The following is a 15,794-nucleotide window of genomic DNA, read 5'->3' as shown; positions in this document are numbered from 1 at the left end:
CATAAGGACAACCAAGCGCGACACGTGGAAAAGAGGGTCTGGGGTTGAGTCTAATCGCTTTCTGGGGAGCCGTGGAACTAGGGCTGGTCTACGCCTTCGTTGCCGTCGGCGTCTTTCTCGCTTTCCGGGTACTCGATTTCCCCGACCTGACCGTCGATGGATCGTTTCCTCTGGGGGCTGCCGTCACCGCCGTTCTGATCATCGCCGGCGTCAATCCGTGGCTTGCCGCCTGCGTGGCGATGGTCGCCGGCGCCGTGGCCGGCATCGTCACGGCGATGCTCAACGTGCGCTTCAAGATCCTCAACCTGCTCGCCTCGATCCTGACGATGATCGCGCTCTTTTCGGTCAACCTGCGTGTCATGGGCAAGCCGAACGTCGCGCTGATCAATGCCGACACGATGCTGTCGCCCTTCTACGGCCTCGGCCTGCGTGATTTCTATGTCCGTCCGCTGTTCATCGGCGTGCTCGTCGTCATCGCCGTCATCGTCGTCTGGCGCTTCCTCGAAAGCGATGCCGGTCTGGCGATGCGCGCCACCGGCGCCAATGCCCGCATGGCCCGCGCGCAGGGGGTCGACACCAACCGCCAGATCTATCTCGGCATGGCGATCTCCAACGCGCTCGTCGCCTTCGGCGGCGCGCTCTTTGCCCAGACCAACGGCTTTGCCGACGTCACCTCGGGCGTCGGCACCATCGTCGTCGGTCTCGCGGCCGTCATCATCGGCGAGACGCTGCTCGGCGCCCGCGGTATCCTGATCGCGCTGATCGGCTGCGTGCTCGGCTCGATCCTCTACCGCATCGCCATCCAGCTGGCGCTGTCGACCGACATGCTCGGGCTGCAGGCCTCCGACCTCAACTTCGTGACGGCGGCACTCGTGACCTTTGCCCTTATCCTTCCCCGTCTTCGTCGCGGAGGTGCGGCATGATCAGCGTCCAGAACATCCAGGTCATCTTCGGCAAGGGCACGCCGCTGCAGAAGCAGGCGCTGAACGGCGTCAGCCTGACGATCGAACAGGGCTCCTTCGTCACCGTCATCGGCTCCAACGGCGCCGGCAAGTCGACCCTTCTCGGCGTGCTCGCCGGCGATGTGCTGCCGAGCGCCGGCCAGGTGACGATCGGCAAGACCGACGTCACCCGCAAGGGCACCGCCGCCCGCGCCGGCCTCGTCGCCCGCGTTTTCCAGGATCCGCTGACCGGCAGCTGCGGCGCGCTCTCGATCGAGGAAAACCTGGCGCTCGCCGCCAAGCGCGGCGAAGCGCGCGGCCTCACCGCAGCGCTCGGACCCAAGCGCCGCGAGCATTTCCGCGAACGCATCGCCGAGCTCAATCTCGGGCTTGAAAACCGCATGGGCGACCGCATGGACCTGCTCTCCGGCGGCCAGCGCCAGGCGGTTTCGCTGGTCATGGCGACACTCGCGGGTTCGGAAGTGCTGCTGCTCGACGAGCACACCGCAGCGCTGGACCCGGGCATGGCGGAGTTTGTGATGAACCTCACGCAGAAGATCGTGTCGGAGCGCAAGCTGACGACGATGATGGTCACCCATTCGATGCGCCAGGCGCTCGACTACGGCCACCGCACCATCATGCTGCACGGCGGCGAGATCGTGCTCGACGTCGCCGGCGACAGCCGCAAGGAATTGCAGGTCGAGGACCTGATCGCCATGTTCCGCCGCATCCGCGGCCAGACGCTCGACGACGACGCGCTGCTGATTGGCTGAGCCAGCTTAACTGGCGTCCTCTTCGAGATTGCCCCTCATCTGCCTGCCGGCATCTTCTCCCCGTGGACACGGGGAGAAGAGACAAGCGGCGATCGCTCGGTTCCCGCCAGACACCGGTACAGGCTGCAATCGCCCAACCCTTCCAGGCTTGCTTACAGCGCCGCCGACGGTCGCGTTTCGCGCCGAACGCTGCGGCATGCGCTCCTCCCCCGTCAGAACGGGGAGAAGATGCCGGCAGGCAGATGAGGGGCGAAAGCTCCGAAGACGGCTCAGCGCGCCGTCGTCATGAAGATCTTGACCGCGAACACCGAGAAGACGCCGGCGAAGCTGAAGTCGAGCGCCCGCATCGCCGCCTTGTTGCGCTGAAGCCAGGAGGCGAGCCAGTCGGCGGTGAAGACCACCAGCATGTTGACCGGCATGCCGATCGTGATGAAGAACAGGCCGAGGAACAGCAGCTTGCCGGTGACCGAAGGATCGTCGGCGCTGACGAACTGCGGCAGGAAGGTCATGAAGAAGATGATGACCTTGGGGTTGAGCAGGTTCACCCAGAAGCCCGCGGAAATGTTGGCAACAGCCGTGCCCTCCGCCGCCTCGACCTTCTGGACGGAGATGCTGGAGCCGAAGCGGATCGCCTGCACCGCAAGCCAGAGAAGATAGGCGGCGCCGCCGGTCTTGAGGATGGCGAAGGCGGCGGGCGAAGCGGTGATCAGCGCCGAGATGCCGAAGGCGACGAGAAGCGTATGCACGACGATGCCGAAGCTGGTGCCAAGCACGACGAAGAGCGCGGCCTTCTTGCCTTGCGCCAGCGCGCGGCTGATCGAAAGCGTCATGTCCGGACCAGGCGTCGCCGCCAGAAGCAGCGTCGCGGCCGCGAAGGTCAAGAGGGTTGGCAGGCTGGGAATGAAGTCCATCATCGGTCTCCGAGGCGCGAGGTCACCTTCCGTAATCCCCCGCCCGCTCTTTTGCCAGCGGATTCGCGAGATCCGGCGTTCTAATGCTTGTATCGCCGCAGGTTCTGGCTAAAGTGCCGCAGATTTGCACGCGGCATCGCCGCCCTCCCAAGACCAGACGGACGGAAACCATGGCATCGCATAAAGACGTGAAAAAGGTCGTTCTCGCCTATTCGGGCGGTCTCGACACCTCGATCATCCTGAAGTGGCTGCAGACCGAACTCGGCGCGGAAGTCGTCACCTTCACCGCCGACCTCGGCCAGGGCGAAGAGCTCGAGCCGGCCCGCAAGAAGGCCGAAATGCTCGGCATCAAGGAAATCTACATCGAGGACGTCCGCGAGGAGTTCGTCAAGGATTTCGTCTTCCCGATGTTCCGCGCCAATGCGGTCTATGAAGGCGTCTACCTGCTCGGCACCTCGATCGCCCGCCCGCTGATCTCCAAGCACCTGATCGACATCGCCCGGAAGACCGGAGCCGACGCGATCGCCCACGGCGCCACCGGCAAGGGCAACGACCAGGTTCGCTTCGAGCTTTCGGCCTATGCTCTGAATCCCGACATCAAGATCATTGCCCCCTGGCGTGACTGGTCGTTCAAGAGCCGCACCGACCTGCTCGAATTCGCCGAGAAGCACCAGATCCCGGTTGCCAAGGACAAGAAGGGCGAGGCTCCCTTCTCCGTCGACGCCAACCTCTTGCACTCCTCGTCCGAGGGCAAGGTTCTGGAAGATCCGGCCCAGGAAGCGCCTGAATACGTGCACATGCGCACGATCTCGCCCGAGGCCGCTCCCGACAAGGCGACCGTCATCAAGATCGGCTTCGAGCGCGGCGACGCCGTCTCGATCAACGGCGTGCGCCTGTCGCCGGCGAGCCTGCTCGCCAAGCTCAACGAATACGGCCGCGACAACGGCATCGGCCGCCTCGACCTCGTTGAGAACCGCTTCGTCGGCATGAAGTCGCGCGGCGTCTACGAGACCCCCGGCGGCACCATCCTTCTTTCCGCTCACCGCGCGATCGAATCGATCACGCTCGACCGTGGCGCCGCACACCTCAAGGACGAGCTGATGCCGCGTTATGCCGAGCTGATCTATTACGGCTTCTGGTTCTCGCCGGAGCGCGAAATGCTGCAGGCCGCGATCGACAAGAGCCAGGAGCATGTCGAGGGCGAAGTGACGCTAAAGCTCTACAAGGGCAACGTCATGGTCGTCGGCCGCGAGAGCGCCAAGTCGCTCTACTCCGACAAGCTGGTCACCTTCGAGGACGACCAGGGCGCCTACGACCAGAAGGACGCCGCCGGCTTCATCAAGCTCAACGCGCTGCGCCTGCGCACGCTGGCCGCGCGCAACCGCTAAGACGAGCTCCGAAAAAAGAAGCCTCCGCGACCCGTTCGCGGAGGTTTTTTGTTGCCTTATTCCGCCGCCTCCGGCAGCGGCTCCTCGCGATCGGCAGTCGCGGCCAGCGGCTGCAACCGAACCGTCCGGCGATACCAGACATAGCTGAGGATGCAGACGAGGCCGAAGCTTGGGATGATCGTGCCGAGCGCCAGCACTGGCGCGCCGACCGCGGCGGCGATCGCCCCACCGAGCAGCCCCGAGCCCATCTGGACGAACCCCATGACAGCCGATGCCGTGCCGGCGATATCGGGAAAGGGCGCCATCGCCGCCGTCATCATATAGGGCATCACGAAGGCAATGCCGAAAGCGTAGAGACCGATCGGCAGCATGACCGACAGGAAGCTCGGCGAAAGCATATGCATGCTATAGGCAAGCGCGAGACTGGCAAGACCGATGAAGACGAGGCCCGCCGGTACCAGCGCCTGCGGCGTGAAGCGCCGCATCAGCAGCCGGACCACCACGGTCCCCGAAAAGAACAGGCCCGACTGCATCAACATGCCGACACCGAATTCGGTCGGCGTCAGACCCACCTCGTTGATGAGCACGAAGGGCAGCATCGTCGCCCAGGCATAAAGCGCGCCGACGGCACCGCCGATGACCAGCGTCGAGGAGACGAAACGGCTGTCGCTCACCAATCGACGATAGGCCGCAAGGATCGGCTTCAGATGCCCCTTGGCCGGATCGGGCGTCACGGTCTCGGCCATGAAGAACTGTACGGTGAGGCAAGCCATCGCGGCAAAGCCGACCATCAGGAAGAAGATCGACCGCCAGCCGAACAGCCCGAGCGCCAGGCCGCCGAGCGTCGGCGACACTGCAGGTCCAAGTGCCAGCATCATGCCGATCATGTTCATGATGCGCGCGGCTTCGGTTCCTGTGAACTGGTCGCGCACGATCGCGCGGGCCACCGTCATGCCGACGGACGCGCCGATGCCCTGCACCAGACGGCCGGCAAGGAGCACCGCAACCGACGGCGCGAAGGCGGCCATCAGACTGCCGATGAGATAGATCGCCATGAAGATCAGCGTCGCGCGGCGTCGGCCGATGACGTCGGAGAGCGTGCCGGAAACGAGCTGGGCAAAGGCGAAGCCGGCGAAATAGAGCGACAGCGTCATCTTGATCGCCGCCTCGCTGGAAGAGAAGGCGCGCACCAGCTCCGGCATGGCAGGGGTGTAAAGCGCCATGGAGACCGGGCCGAGCGCCACCAGGAAGGCGCCGATGATGCTCGTGCGCCGTTCGCTCATGCGACGCGTCATCGCGGGGCTCCGGGCTGTTCCTCGGACTTCTCGCCAGCCTCCTTGCCGGCAAGGCACGGGTCAAGCTCACGTAAGTTGTCTCGCAGGATGCGCAGGTTGGCGCAAAGAACCTCGCGGGTCGCCTCGTCGAGCCCGGCCGTATAGGCGTTCATCATCTCCCGCAACCCCGCCATCAGGTCGGTGAGCAGCGGGCCTGCCTTGTCGGTGATGACGACGTTCTTGGCGCGACGGTCCGCCGGATCCGGCACGCGGGCGACCAGCCCCATCGTCTCCAGCCTGTCGAGATAGGCCGAAAGCGTCATCGGCTCGATCCCCATGCGGGTCGCGATCTCGGCCTGCTTGATGCCCTCGGTAAGCACGACCTGGATCAGCGTGCGCGCCTCGCCCGGGGTGATGCCCAGATCCATGGCGTTGACCTTGCGATCGAAAGCCCCGCGCAACAGGCGCGAGACGTCGGTCAAAAGCATTCCAATGGTTTCGGATTCGAGTTTGAAGGGCATCAGCATCGTTCACATATGATATAATAAGCTTTACTTATCATATCTGACGGCACCATTCAACGCGCCACTGCGTGTTTCCCTGAAACCGAGCCGATTCAGGGATAAAAACATGCAGAAATTCAAAGCGTTACAGCGACCCTTGCGCGCCTGATATGGCGCGCGACGCCGTATGGCTGTCGCCTAGCCTTCGAGCTCCTCGCGCAGCATTTCAAGCTCCAGCCATTCCTCCTCCATGCGGGCCAGATCCGCACGAAGCTTCTCCAATTCCTGCGCGAGTTTCGCAAAAGCATTTGGATCTTTTGTGAAAAGGCTGGGGTCGGCCATCTTTTCCTCGCGCTTGGCCGCCTCTGCCTCCGCCTTGGCGATCTCCTTCGGCAGGTTTTCGAGCGCGAATTTCTGCTTATAGGAAAGCTTGCCCTTGGCGGCCTTTGGCGCTTCGGCGGCGGGTGCAGCCGTTTCGTTGGCCTTGGCCTTTTCCGCCTTTTCGGCTCTGCGCTTCTCCTCGATCGCGCCCTTGCGCTGCGCCATCATGTCGGAATAGCCGCCGGCATATTCGATCCAGCGGCCGTCCGGCTCCTCGGGGTTTGCCGGCGCGATCGTCGAGGTCACGGTGCGGTCGAGGAAATCACGGTCGTGGCTGACGAGGATCACCGTTCCGGCAAAGCCGGCAACGATCTCCTGCAAGAGGTCGAGCGTCTCGATGTCGAGGTCGTTGGTCGGCTCGTCAAGGATCAGGAGGTTCGTCGCCCGCGCCAGGATACGCGCCAGCATCAGCCTTGCCCGCTCGCCGCCGGAGAGTTCGCGGATCGGGGTGCGCGCTTGCTCCGGCTGGAACAGGAAATCCTTCATGTAACCGGTGACGTGGCGCTGCTCGCCATTGACCAGCAGGTTCTCGCCGCGGCCGTCCGTCAGGTAGTGCGCCAGCGTGTCGTCCAGATTGAGATCTTCGCGCTTCTGGTCGAGCGTCGCCATCTCGAGATTGGTGCCGAGCTTGACCGTGCCGCTGTCCGGTTCGATCTGCCCGGTCAGAATCTTCAGAAGCGTCGTCTTACCGGCACCGTTGGGGCCGACGAGACCGATGCGGTCGCCGCGGTGCACGCGGATCGAGAAGGGCGCAACGATGGTGCGCTCACCATAGGCCTTGCTGATCTTCTCGGCCTCGATCACCAGCTTGCCGGACTCCTTGGCATCGGCAAGCGTCGCCTGCACCGTCCCCTGCGGTCCCTTGTGGCCACGATAGGCCGCCCGCATCGTCTGCAGCTCACCGAGACGGCGCATGTTGCGCTTGCGCCGTGCGGTCACGCCATAGCGCAGCCAGTGTTCCTCGCGTTCGATCGCCTTGCCGAGCTTATGCTGCTCCAGTTCTTCCGCCTCCAGCACCTCGTCGCGCCAGGCCTCGAAGTGGGCAAAGCCGCGGTCGAGCCGGCGCGACTGGCCACGATCGAGCCAGACGGTCGCGGTCGACACCTTCTCCAGGAAGCGCCGGTCGTGCGAGATCAAAACCAGCGCCGAGCGGCTGCGGGTAAGCTCGTCTTCCAGCCATTCGATCGTCGGCAGATCGAGATGGTTGGTCGGCTCGTCAAGCAGCAGGATATCCGGCTCCGGCGCCATGACGCGGGCGAGCGCCGCCCGGCGCGCCTCGCCGCCGGAGAGCCGCTTCGGGTCTTCTTCACCGGTCAGTCCCAGATGCTGCAGCAGATAGGCGACGCGATAGGGGTCGTCGCTCGGGCCAAGCCCCGCTTCGGCATAGGCCTGCACCGTGTCGTAGCCGTCGAAATCCGGCGCCTGGTGCAGATAGCGGATAGTCGCCGAGGGATGGCGGAACACTTCGCCCGACTGCGCTTCCGCAAGACCCGCGGCAATCTTCATCAGCGTCGACTTGCCCGAGCCGTTGCGCCCGACCAGGCAGATCCGGTCGCCCGGCTCCACTTGCAGGTTGGCGCCGGCCAGAAGCGGCGTGCCGCCGAAGGTAAGAAAGATGTCGTCGAGTTTCAGAATGGGGGGCGCCAAGGCTCAGGCTCCGGTAAGATCATAGGGGCGGGCAAGCACGACGGCGCGGCCGCTCTTGAGGCTGAAGCGAAGGGGACCCTCCGCAACATTGGAAACGGTTCGGGACGAGCCGAACGGCAGGGTGAAATCGTCGAGCGGGTAACGCGCATTGACGATCGAAAGACCGGTAAGCTCCGTCAACCCCAAGACCGAAAAGAGACACCCCTTCGGCAGGTCAAGCTCGAGCGTGCCGGCAAGCAGCGGATAGGCCTCTTCCTCGCCGGAGGTCATCAGCACCGAAAGCCCGCGCTCGGCAAGGCCGACCGCCTGCAACAGGTGCAGGAAGGCATGGTCGCTGCGGGTGCCGCCAAGCGCACCTGCAAAGATCAAGCTGTCGGCACCACGCGACAGGGCAGCCTCGACGGCCATCTCGCCATCCGTGGCCGCCTTTGCCGCCGGATAGGACTCGCGCGGAACGGAGGCGAATTCGGAAAGCAGGGTGTCTTCAGTCGAATCGAAATCACCGACCCAGACATCCGGAACGACGCCGAGCAGACGCGCGTGCCGCATGCCGCCGTCAGCCGCGACGAAGCGGCTTCCGCCTAGCTGGCGTGTCAGCCGGTCGGTGCTTGTGAGCGCACCGCCAAGCAGAATGGTGAAGGTCGATCGAGCCATGGCAAAGCCCATAGCGCAAAGGACTGCGGAAGGAAAACGAAGAAAGCGAGAAGACGGTCGGATCTCAAGATTTTGCGAGGATCGTCAATGGCCTTCCGGCACCGGATCGGAAGAGAGCATGCCGGCATAGACGCCGGGCGTCGAATCCGGAATCTCGATCGCGCCGGCCACCCGCTCATAGAACTTCGCCGGACCGACCCCGCCGATGACCGCATAACCGTAGCCAGCCTCGCGCATCGCCGTCAGGCTTTCGATCAGCAGCGCCTCGCCGATGCCCTGCCCGCGCATGCCTTCGTCGACACCGGTCGGGCCGAAAAAACCGAGCGCCGTCACGTCGTAGCAGGCGAAACCAACGATGTTCTCTTCATGCACCGCGATATGAATGCGCGTCGGGGTCGAGGAAAAGGCCGCTTCCGCCTCGCCCGCCCAGCCGGGGCCGAAAGTCCTCTCGATCCAGGTGACGATCAGGCGGCGCTCGGGCGCCATGGCGCGGCGAATGCGGATGCCCGGGCCAAGCTTCGACTGGGGCTGCACCGGCAAGGCATATAGTCGAACGAGCATATCTGGCATGGCATTTCCTCCTCGCGGCTCCCTGCAGTTTTTGTCTTAGCGCAGCGTCCGGCTTACGCAAGCGCGGACGCCATGCCCTGAGCAGGCATCAACTCGACTTGCACCAAACACGCTTGCCATGGAACCAACGTGGCGGTAAATCTCTTGCCGCTCTAACGGGGTGCCTTCCGACCGCATGACGGCCGAAGGCTGAGAGGCGTGAAACGCCAACCCGCGGAACCTGATCCGGCTCATACCGGCGGAGGGATTAGACGCGATCGGATCGATACGCCCTTTTCCCATGCAACAACGAACTTTGGGAGAGAGGTGCTCGCCATGCCCAATTCATTGCAATTCAAATTGTTTAGCCGGCTAGCTCTGACTGCGGCCGCAAGCCTGGTTTTCGTCGGTGCCGCTGCCGCTGCCGACAGGACCCTGACGGTCTATACCTATGAGAGCTTCATCACCGAATGGGGCCCGGGCGCCAAGGTCGCCGAAGCCTTCGAAAAGACCTGCGAATGCAAGGTCAACTATGTCGGCGTCGCCGACGGCGTCGAACTCTTGACCCGCCTGAAGCTTGAAGGCGGCGCTTCGAAAGCCGACATCGTGCTCGGCCTCGACACCAATCTCGTCGCCGAAGCCAAGGCGACCGGTTTCTTCGCGCCGCACGGCATCGATGCCAAGGACCTGAAGGTACCGGGCGGCTTCTCCGACGACACCTTCCTGCCCTACGACTACGGCCACTTCGCCGTCGTCTACGACACCCAGACCTTGAAGACGCCGCCGAAGAGTCTCAAGGAGCTTGTCGAGGGCGACGCATCGCAGAAGATCGTCATCGAGGATCCGCGTACCTCGACGCCAGGCCTCGGTCTGCTGCTCTGGGTCAAGGCCGTCTATGGCGATGAGGCCGGCGCTGCCTGGGCAAAGCTCAAGGATCGCGTCCTGACGGTCACCCCGGGCTGGTCGGAAGCCTATGGCCTGTTCACCAAGGGCGAAGCGCCGATGGTGCTCTCCTATACCACCTCGCCCGCCTACCACATGGTCGCGGAAAACACCGACCGCTACCAGGCCGCAGCCTTCTCCGAGGGGCACTACATCCAGATCGAAGTCGCCGGCATGACCAAGAATGCCAAGGAGTCGGAACTGGCAAAACAGTTCCTGAGCTTCATGACCGGGCCGGAGTTCCAGTCGATCATCCCGACGACCAACTGGATGATGCCGGTTGGCGCCACCAGCGCGCCGCTGCCGGATGCCTTCAACAAGCTGGTCACTCCGGAAAAGACCTTCCTGCTGCCGTCGGAAGAAGTCGCGAAGAACCGTAAGGCGTGGATCGACGAGTGGCTTGCCGCGATGAGCAAGAACTGAGGCCGGATTGTTCGCGCTTCGCGAAAACCGCATGACGGTTGCCGCCGGGGCATTTTGCCTCGGCGCCTTCCTGCTCTTCGTCGGCCTGGCGATCGCCGCCTTGCTCGCTGAGACCGGCGGCGCGGGCGAACGCACCCTGTTCGACGCCTATATCTGGCGCGTCACCCGCTTCACGCTGCTGCAGGCAAGCCTTTCCACGCTGCTCTCCGTGCTCTTCGCCATACCGGTGGCACGCGCGCTGGCGCGGCGGCCACAGTTTTTCGGCCGCATCTGGCTCTTGCGGCTGATGGCGCTGCCGCTCGGTCTGCCCGTTCTCGTCGGCGCGCTTGGGCTGATCGAGATCTGGGGACGCCAGGGCTTCCTCAATGCGGGCCTGCGCTGGCTTGGTCTTGAGCAGCCGGTCAGCATCTACGGCCTGTTCGGCATCCTGCTCGCCCATGTCTTCTTCAACATGCCGCTGGCGGCGCGCCTGTTCCTTGCCGGGCTCGAGCGCGTTCCCGCCGAATACTGGCGCAGCGCCGCCAATCTCGGCATGCCGTCCCATGCGCTCTTCCGCTTCATCGAATGGCCTGTTCTTCGCGGCCTGCTGCCGGGTGCGGCCGGCCTCGTGTTCATGCTCTGCGCCACCAGCTTCACGCTCGTGCTGACGCTTGGCGGCGGGCCCGCGGCCAGCACGATCGAGGTCGCGATCTACCAGGCGCTGCGCTTCGATTTCGATCCGCCGCGCGCCATCGCGCTGTCCGGCCTGCAGATCGCCATGACCGGCGTCCTGCTTTTCATTCTCAGACATCTGGCAACGGAGCCGGAAGAGGGTATGACCGGCGGCCGCACGGTTCGCCGCTTCGATGGCACAGCGCCAATGGCACACCTCAATGACGGCGCCTGGATCGTCCTGGCATTGCTCTTCCTCATCGCCCCCCTGGTTGCGGTGGTCGTCTCCGGGCTGCAGGCCGATCTCCTTAAGCTCGCCCGGGATCCGAACGTGCACCGGGCGCTGATGACGAGTGCCGCGATCGCGCTTGCCTCGGCATTCGCCTCCGTTGCCATGGCAGCCGTCATGATCCGCGCCGCAGCGACAATGACCGCGCCCCGTCATGCGGGAAAGCTGGCATACGGCTTTGCCGGCATGATCGGCGCCAGCACCTCGCTCATCCTGCTGGTGCCGCCGGTCGTGCTCGGCGCCGGCTGGTTCCTGCTCCTCCGCCCCTTCGGTGATGTCGCGCGCTTTGCGCCTGTCATTGTCGTGGCGATCAATGCCCTGATGGCGCTCCCCTTCGTCCACCGTATCCTGGCACCGGCCATGGCGACGCACGCGGCGCGCTCTGAACGGCTGGTGGCAAGCCTTGGCATCCGCGGCTTTCATCGCCTGCGATGGATCGACCTTCCCGCCCTCCACAAACCGCTGCTGATGGCGCTCTCCTTCGCCATGGCGCTGTCGCTCGGCGATCTCGGCGCCGTCGCCCTCTTCGGTTCGCAGGACATGGTGACGCTTCCCTGGCTGCTCTATAGCCGAATGGGCAGCTACCGCACGGCCGATGCGGCCGGCCTCGCCCTCTTCCTCGGGCTTCTCTGCCTGATCTTCACCATCCTCGGCACGGCGGACGACGCCCGCCGGCCGGAAAGACGCAAAGCATGACTGAGCCCACCGCTGCCATAGAACTGCGCAATGTCGAGGTTCGTTTCGAAGCGACCACGCTGCGCTTCGATTGCACAATCGCCGCCGGCGGCATCGTTGCCGTTGCCGGCGCCTCCGGCACCGGCAAGTCGACACTCTTCCACCTCATTGCAGGTTTTGAAGATGCCGACCGCGGCGAGATCCGCATCCTCGGTGAGAACGCAGGCAACCAGGCACCTTCCGAGCGCCCGGTCTCGATGATCTTCCAGGACAACAATCTCTTCGCCCATCTCGATGTCGCGACCAATGTCGGCCTCGGCATCGATCCCGCACTTCGCCTGACGGACGAAGATCGGAAGAAGATCGAGGACGCGCTTCGCCGCGTTGGGCTTGAAGGCTTCGGGCGACGGCTGCCGTCCACGCTTTCCGGCGGGGAACGCCAGCGGGTCGCGCTCGCCCGCGCACTCGTGCGGCACCGCCCCCTCCTCCTGCTGGATGAACCTTTTGCTGCCCTCGATCCCGGGATGCGCACCGGCATGCGCACGCTTCTTCGCGAGCTGCACGCGGAAGAAGGCAACACCATCTTGATGATCACGCACCATCCCGAAGACGTGAAGGCACTGGCCGATAGCGTGCTTTTTCTCGACCAGGGGCGTATCATTGCCCACGATACGCTCGACCGCTTCCTGGAGCGGCGTGACAATGCGGCAATCGACCGCTTTCTCGGCAACGCGTGAAGGAGGGTGCAGTTTCGCCTCGCCCTCAGCCGATTGCCACAATTTGACCGCGACACCATGCGACGCGCGAAATATCCGGCCGTGGGCACGAATATTCGCGCATCCGTTGCCGTGATACCACGGGGCAACTATTTCTACCGAGACAAACTAGGCAGGTGGCGCTGAAATCAGATACAGCAAGACCAGGGCTGAACAGTCGCGGCGGAGCAACGCTGCCGGACTGAAAAAGTAGGACTTTCAACGCTGTCGTTCCGGAGCGATCGACGGGAAACGGGCTGAGGCATGGAGAGGCATACAGTCACACACGACCGGTTCCCGCCGAAGCGCGGACGGCTGCGTGCACGCGCCGTGGTTGCACTGCTCGCGACCACGCTTCTCTCCGCATGCCAGTCGGTGATCGAGCAAGCCTACGAGCCGACCGTTTCGCCTTCGTCCAATCCGCAGATTGTCGACGAGGTCCAGAAGAACGACCCGCGCGCAAAAATGGGCGCGCGCGAACATCCGCGCATCGTCGCAAGCTATGGCGGCGAATACAAGGACGCGAAGACCGAACGGCTGGTCGCCCGCATCGCCGGAGCGCTGACCGCCGTCTCGGAAAACCCGCAGCAGTCCTATCGCATCACCATTCTGAATTCGCCGGCAATCAACGCCTTTGCGCTGCCGGGGGGCTATCTCTACGTCACCCGCGGCCTGCTCGCCCTTGCCAACGATGCCTCCGAGGTCGCAGCCGTCTTGTCGCACGAGATGGCGCACGTTACCGCCAACCACGGCATCGAGCGCCAGCAGCGCGAGGAAGCGGAAGTCATCGCCAGCCGCGTGGTCTCCGAGGTGCTGTCGTCCGATCTCGCCGGCAAGCAGGCACTCGCCCGCGGCAAGCTTCGGCTTGCGGCCTTTTCGCGCAACCAGGAACTCCAGGCGGATGTGATCGGCGTGCGCATGCTCGGCGAAGCCGGCTACGACCCCTATGCGGCCGCACGCTTCCTCGATTCGATGGCGGCCTATAGTCGCTTCACCGCGGTCGATCCGGAATCCGACCAGAGCCTCGACTTCCTGTCGAGCCATCCGAACGCGCCGCAGCGTGTGGACCTTGCGCGCCGGCATGCCCGCGCCTTCGGCCCCGAAGGCACCAGCGGCGATCGCGGCCGCGACTATTACCTCGCCGGCATCGACGGCCTGCTCTACGGCGACAGTCCGCAGGAAGGCTATGTCCGCGGCCAGACCTTCCTGCACGGCCAGCTCGGCATCCGCTTCGACGTGCCGACCGGCTTCCAGATCGACAACAAGGCGGAAGCGGTCCTCGCGACCGGCCCGGGCGACATCGCCGTGCGCTTCGACGGCGTGGCGGACACCGGCGGCCGCAGCCTGACCGACTATATCGCCAGCGGCTGGGTGACCGGCCTGCAACCCGACACGATCAGGCCGATCAATATCAACGGCCTCGATGCCGCGACCGCGCGCGCCTCCGCCGATCGCTGGGACTTCGACGTCACGGTCATCCGCATCGACAACCGCATCTACCGCTTCCTCACCGCCGTTCCGAAGGGTTCGAGCGCACTCGAGCCGACCGCCAACCAATTGCGCAGCTCGTTCCGCCGCATGACGCCAGCCGAGGCCCAGTCATTGAAGCCGCTGCGCATCCGGGTCGTGACGGTAAGGCCGGGCGAGACGATCGCGACGCTCTCCGCCCGCATGATGGGAACGGATCGCAAACTCGACCTGTTCCGGGTGATCAATGCGATGCAGGTCACCTCGACGGTGAAGCCGGGTGACAAGGTGAAAATCGTTTCCGAGTAAGCGACGGCGCCTCACAGCGGGCGAGTTCGCACGCGCTTGTGCGGCGGAATGCTCAGGCATTCGCCGGGTGGGCGGACCTCGATATGCAAGCGCACGCGTAGTGCCTCGGACTGGTCCAAGCCACTACCCGGTGCCTGTGCTCGCTGCTAGAGCATGTCGCGCTAACAACGACATGCGAAATATCAAAGGCTTAAAGCGCAGGGAGCGAAGCTGAAAGATCGCGACGCGCTTCAATGAATGCCTGCGGTCAGGGCCGGCGCTTTGGTCGCGAGCGCCATTCTCAGCTTTTCGAGCGCCCGGGTTTCGATCTGCCGCACCCGTTCCTTGGAAATGCCGAGATCGAGGCCAAGTTCTTCAAGCGTCGCACCATCCTCCGACAGTCGTCGTGCACGGATGATCCGCATCTCCCTCTCCGTCAAGGCGCCGAGCGCATCACGAAGCCATACACGGGCGCGCTCTCCGTCGATCATGTCGCTGACCTGTTCGTCGGGGAGCGGTGCATCGCTGGCCAGGAAATCCAGTCGCTCGCCACCATCGGAATCGGCGCCGCCGACGGGGGCCTGCAAGGAGGTGTCGCTGCCGGATAGCCGCGCATCCATGGTCTGCACATCGGCGATGCTGACGCCAAGCGCCGCAGCGATTTCCTCATGCATAGCCTGCGATGTAAGCTGCCTGTCGCCTTGGGCAAGACGCGCGCGCAAGCGCCGCAGGTTGAAGAACAGCGCCTTCTGCGCCGAACTCGTGCCGCCGCGGACGATCGACCAATTGCGCAGGACGTAGTCCTGCATCGATGCCCGGATCCACCAGGTCGCATAGGTCGAGAACCTGACCTCACGGCTGGGTTCGAAGCGGGCGGCCGCTTCCAGGAGGCCGATATGGCCCTCCTGCACCAGGTCGCCCATCGGCAGGCCGAAATTGCGGAATTTCGCTGCCATCGAGATCACCAGCCGCATGTGGGACATGGCGATCTTGTTGCGGGCTTCCTGATCATGGTCGTTCCGCCAGGCCTGGGCCAGCGCGTGCTCCTCGTCGCGCTCTAGATAAGGGGCCTCCATTGCGATCTTGATCATCCGCCGGTCTGCAGTGAGAGTCTTCATCGATCACTCCGTGACTGGCGCCGGGCGCCATTGCGTGTGAAGTCCAAAAGGGCCGGACGGATGAGGCGTCCGGCAGCAGGGGCGTCCAGATCACTATGAATTGGGTCGATCCAAATCACCGTGATCGATTCTAATAGGCTAGAGCAGGATGCGAGCGGAAAACCG

The 15,794-nt window shown here is 64.2% G+C and carries 14 protein-coding genes and 1 riboswitch; of the genes, 7 read left to right on the top strand and 7 right to left on the bottom strand.

Annotation, left to right across the window (positions count from 1 at the left end; all coding sequences use genetic code 11):
* Positions 1-44 precede the first annotated feature (44 nt).
* Together ACQ5BM_RS19440 and ACQ5BM_RS19435 are read left to right on the top strand one after the other, a co-directional pair.
* Positions 45-923, top strand: coding sequence for an ABC transporter permease (locus ACQ5BM_RS19440; RefSeq protein ID WP_429814656.1), 879 nt, complete (start codon positions 45-47; stop codon positions 921-923).
* A complete protein-coding gene (locus tag ACQ5BM_RS19435) occupies positions 920-1,714 on the top strand; it encodes an ABC transporter ATP-binding protein (RefSeq protein ID WP_429814653.1) in 795 nt (264 codons plus the stop codon). Before ACQ5BM_RS19440 ends, ACQ5BM_RS19435 begins: the two co-directional genes overlap by 4 nt.
* A gap of 269 nt (positions 1,715-1,983) precedes the next feature.
* Here the strand turns inward: ACQ5BM_RS19435 and ACQ5BM_RS19430 are convergent, their stop codons facing one another.
* A complete protein-coding gene (locus ACQ5BM_RS19430; RefSeq protein WP_429814651.1) occupies positions 1,984-2,625 on the bottom strand; it encodes a LysE family translocator in 642 nt (213 codons plus the stop codon).
* 170 nt (positions 2,626-2,795) lie between these two features.
* On the opposite strand from ACQ5BM_RS19430, the gene ACQ5BM_RS19425 reads away from it, so the two are divergent.
* On the top strand, positions 2,796-4,013 hold the full coding sequence (locus tag ACQ5BM_RS19425; protein ID WP_429814648.1) for an argininosuccinate synthase: 1,218 nt from the start codon (positions 2,796-2,798) through the stop codon (positions 4,011-4,013).
* A 56-nt stretch (positions 4,014-4,069) separates the two neighbouring features.
* Here ACQ5BM_RS19425 and ACQ5BM_RS19420 read toward each other — a convergent pair whose 3' ends face one another.
* The 5 genes from ACQ5BM_RS19420 to ACQ5BM_RS19400 form a co-directional block, all read right to left on the bottom strand.
* The gene (locus tag ACQ5BM_RS19420; RefSeq protein ID WP_429814646.1) at positions 4,070-5,308 is read right to left on the bottom strand and encodes a multidrug effflux MFS transporter; all 1,239 of its coding nucleotides are present in this window, start codon (positions 5,306-5,308) and stop codon (positions 4,070-4,072) included.
* A complete protein-coding gene (locus ACQ5BM_RS19415) occupies positions 5,305-5,808 on the bottom strand; it encodes a MarR family winged helix-turn-helix transcriptional regulator (RefSeq protein WP_429814643.1) in 504 nt (167 codons plus the stop codon). Before ACQ5BM_RS19415 ends, ACQ5BM_RS19420 begins: the two co-directional genes overlap by 4 nt.
* Positions 5,809-5,988: 180 nt before the next feature.
* A complete protein-coding gene (locus ACQ5BM_RS19410) occupies positions 5,989-7,818 on the bottom strand; it encodes an ABC-F family ATP-binding cassette domain-containing protein (protein ID WP_429814640.1) in 1,830 nt (609 codons plus the stop codon).
* Between the two features lie 3 nt (positions 7,819-7,821).
* Positions 7,822-8,472, bottom strand: a complete 651-nt coding sequence (locus ACQ5BM_RS19405) for a thiamine diphosphokinase (protein WP_429814637.1) — start codon at positions 8,470-8,472, stop codon at positions 7,822-7,824.
* An 84-nt stretch (positions 8,473-8,556) separates the two neighbouring features.
* Positions 8,557-9,042, bottom strand: a complete 486-nt coding sequence (locus tag ACQ5BM_RS19400) for a GNAT family N-acetyltransferase (protein WP_429814634.1) — start codon at positions 9,040-9,042, stop codon at positions 8,557-8,559.
* Positions 9,043-9,188: 146 nt separating this feature from the next.
* Positions 9,189-9,306, top strand: a riboswitch (TPP riboswitch).
* 51 nt (positions 9,307-9,357) lie between these two features.
* Here ACQ5BM_RS19400 and thiB point away from each other — a divergent pair.
* The 4 genes from thiB (at position 9,358) to ACQ5BM_RS19380 (ending at position 14,532) form a co-directional block, all read left to right on the top strand.
* Positions 9,358-10,386 carry a thiamine ABC transporter substrate binding subunit gene (gene thiB, locus ACQ5BM_RS19395; protein ID WP_429814631.1) on the top strand — a complete coding sequence of 343 codons (1,029 nt, stop codon included), beginning with the start codon at positions 9,358-9,360 and terminating at the stop codon, positions 10,384-10,386.
* Between the two features lie 31 nt (positions 10,387-10,417).
* Complete coding sequence (thiP, locus tag ACQ5BM_RS19390) at positions 10,418-12,022, top strand: thiamine/thiamine pyrophosphate ABC transporter permease ThiP (protein ID WP_429815215.1); 1,605 nt, start codon at positions 10,418-10,420, stop codon at positions 12,020-12,022.
* Entirely contained in the window at positions 12,019-12,738 is a 720-nt protein-coding gene (gene thiQ, locus ACQ5BM_RS19385; protein WP_429814628.1) for a thiamine ABC transporter ATP-binding protein, read from the top strand. The genes thiP and thiQ overlap by 4 nt, the downstream gene beginning before the upstream one ends.
* Before the next feature lie 282 nt (positions 12,739-13,020).
* Entirely contained in the window at positions 13,021-14,532 is a 1,512-nt protein-coding gene (locus ACQ5BM_RS19380) for a M48 family metalloprotease (protein WP_429814625.1), read from the top strand.
* Positions 14,533-14,762: 230 nt separating this feature from the next.
* Here ACQ5BM_RS19380 and ACQ5BM_RS19375 read toward each other — a convergent pair whose 3' ends face one another.
* The gene (locus ACQ5BM_RS19375) at positions 14,763-15,629 is read right to left on the bottom strand and encodes an RNA polymerase factor sigma-32 (protein WP_429814622.1); all 867 of its coding nucleotides are present in this window, start codon (positions 15,627-15,629) and stop codon (positions 14,763-14,765) included.
* Positions 15,630-15,794: the final 165 nt, after the last annotated feature.

Origin of the sequence: Ensifer sp. B1-9 (assembly GCF_050474445.1) — a bacterium.
Taxonomy (GTDB): domain Bacteria; phylum Pseudomonadota; class Alphaproteobacteria; order Rhizobiales; family Rhizobiaceae; genus Ensifer.
Note: the sequence above shows the minus strand (reverse complement) of the source record. Positions and strands in the feature narration are given on the sequence as shown.

Excerpts from the sequence above, each read along its gene's own strand:
- ACQ5BM_RS19435 (WP_429814653.1), top strand. The coding sequence starts at position 920 with ATGATCAGCGTCCAGAACATCCAGGTCATCTTCGGCAAGGGCACGCCG.
- ACQ5BM_RS19405 (WP_429814637.1), bottom strand. The coding sequence starts at position 8,472 with ATGGCTCGATCGACCTTCACCATTCTGCTTGGCGGTGCGCTCACAAGC.
- ACQ5BM_RS19425 (WP_429814648.1), top strand. The coding sequence starts at position 2,796 with ATGGCATCGCATAAAGACGTGAAAAAGGTCGTTCTCGCCTATTCGGGC.
- ACQ5BM_RS19415 (WP_429814643.1), bottom strand. The coding sequence starts at position 5,808 with ATGCCCTTCAAACTCGAATCCGAAACCATTGGAATGCTTTTGACCGAC.
- ACQ5BM_RS19420 (WP_429814646.1), bottom strand. The coding sequence starts at position 5,308 with ATGACGCGTCGCATGAGCGAACGGCGCACGAGCATCATCGGCGCCTTC.
- ACQ5BM_RS19375 (WP_429814622.1), bottom strand. The coding sequence starts at position 15,629 with ATGAAGACTCTCACTGCAGACCGGCGGATGATCAAGATCGCAATGGAG.
- ACQ5BM_RS19430 (WP_429814651.1), bottom strand. The coding sequence starts at position 2,625 with ATGGACTTCATTCCCAGCCTGCCAACCCTCTTGACCTTCGCGGCCGCG.
- ACQ5BM_RS19380 (WP_429814625.1), top strand. The coding sequence starts at position 13,021 with ATGGAGAGGCATACAGTCACACACGACCGGTTCCCGCCGAAGCGCGGA.
- thiB (WP_429814631.1), top strand. The coding sequence starts at position 9,358 with ATGCCCAATTCATTGCAATTCAAATTGTTTAGCCGGCTAGCTCTGACT.
- ACQ5BM_RS19400 (WP_429814634.1), bottom strand. The coding sequence starts at position 9,042 with ATGCCAGATATGCTCGTTCGACTATATGCCTTGCCGGTGCAGCCCCAG.
- thiQ (WP_429814628.1), top strand. The coding sequence starts at position 12,019 with ATGACTGAGCCCACCGCTGCCATAGAACTGCGCAATGTCGAGGTTCGT.
- thiP (WP_429815215.1), top strand. The coding sequence starts at position 10,418 with ATGACGGTTGCCGCCGGGGCATTTTGCCTCGGCGCCTTCCTGCTCTTC.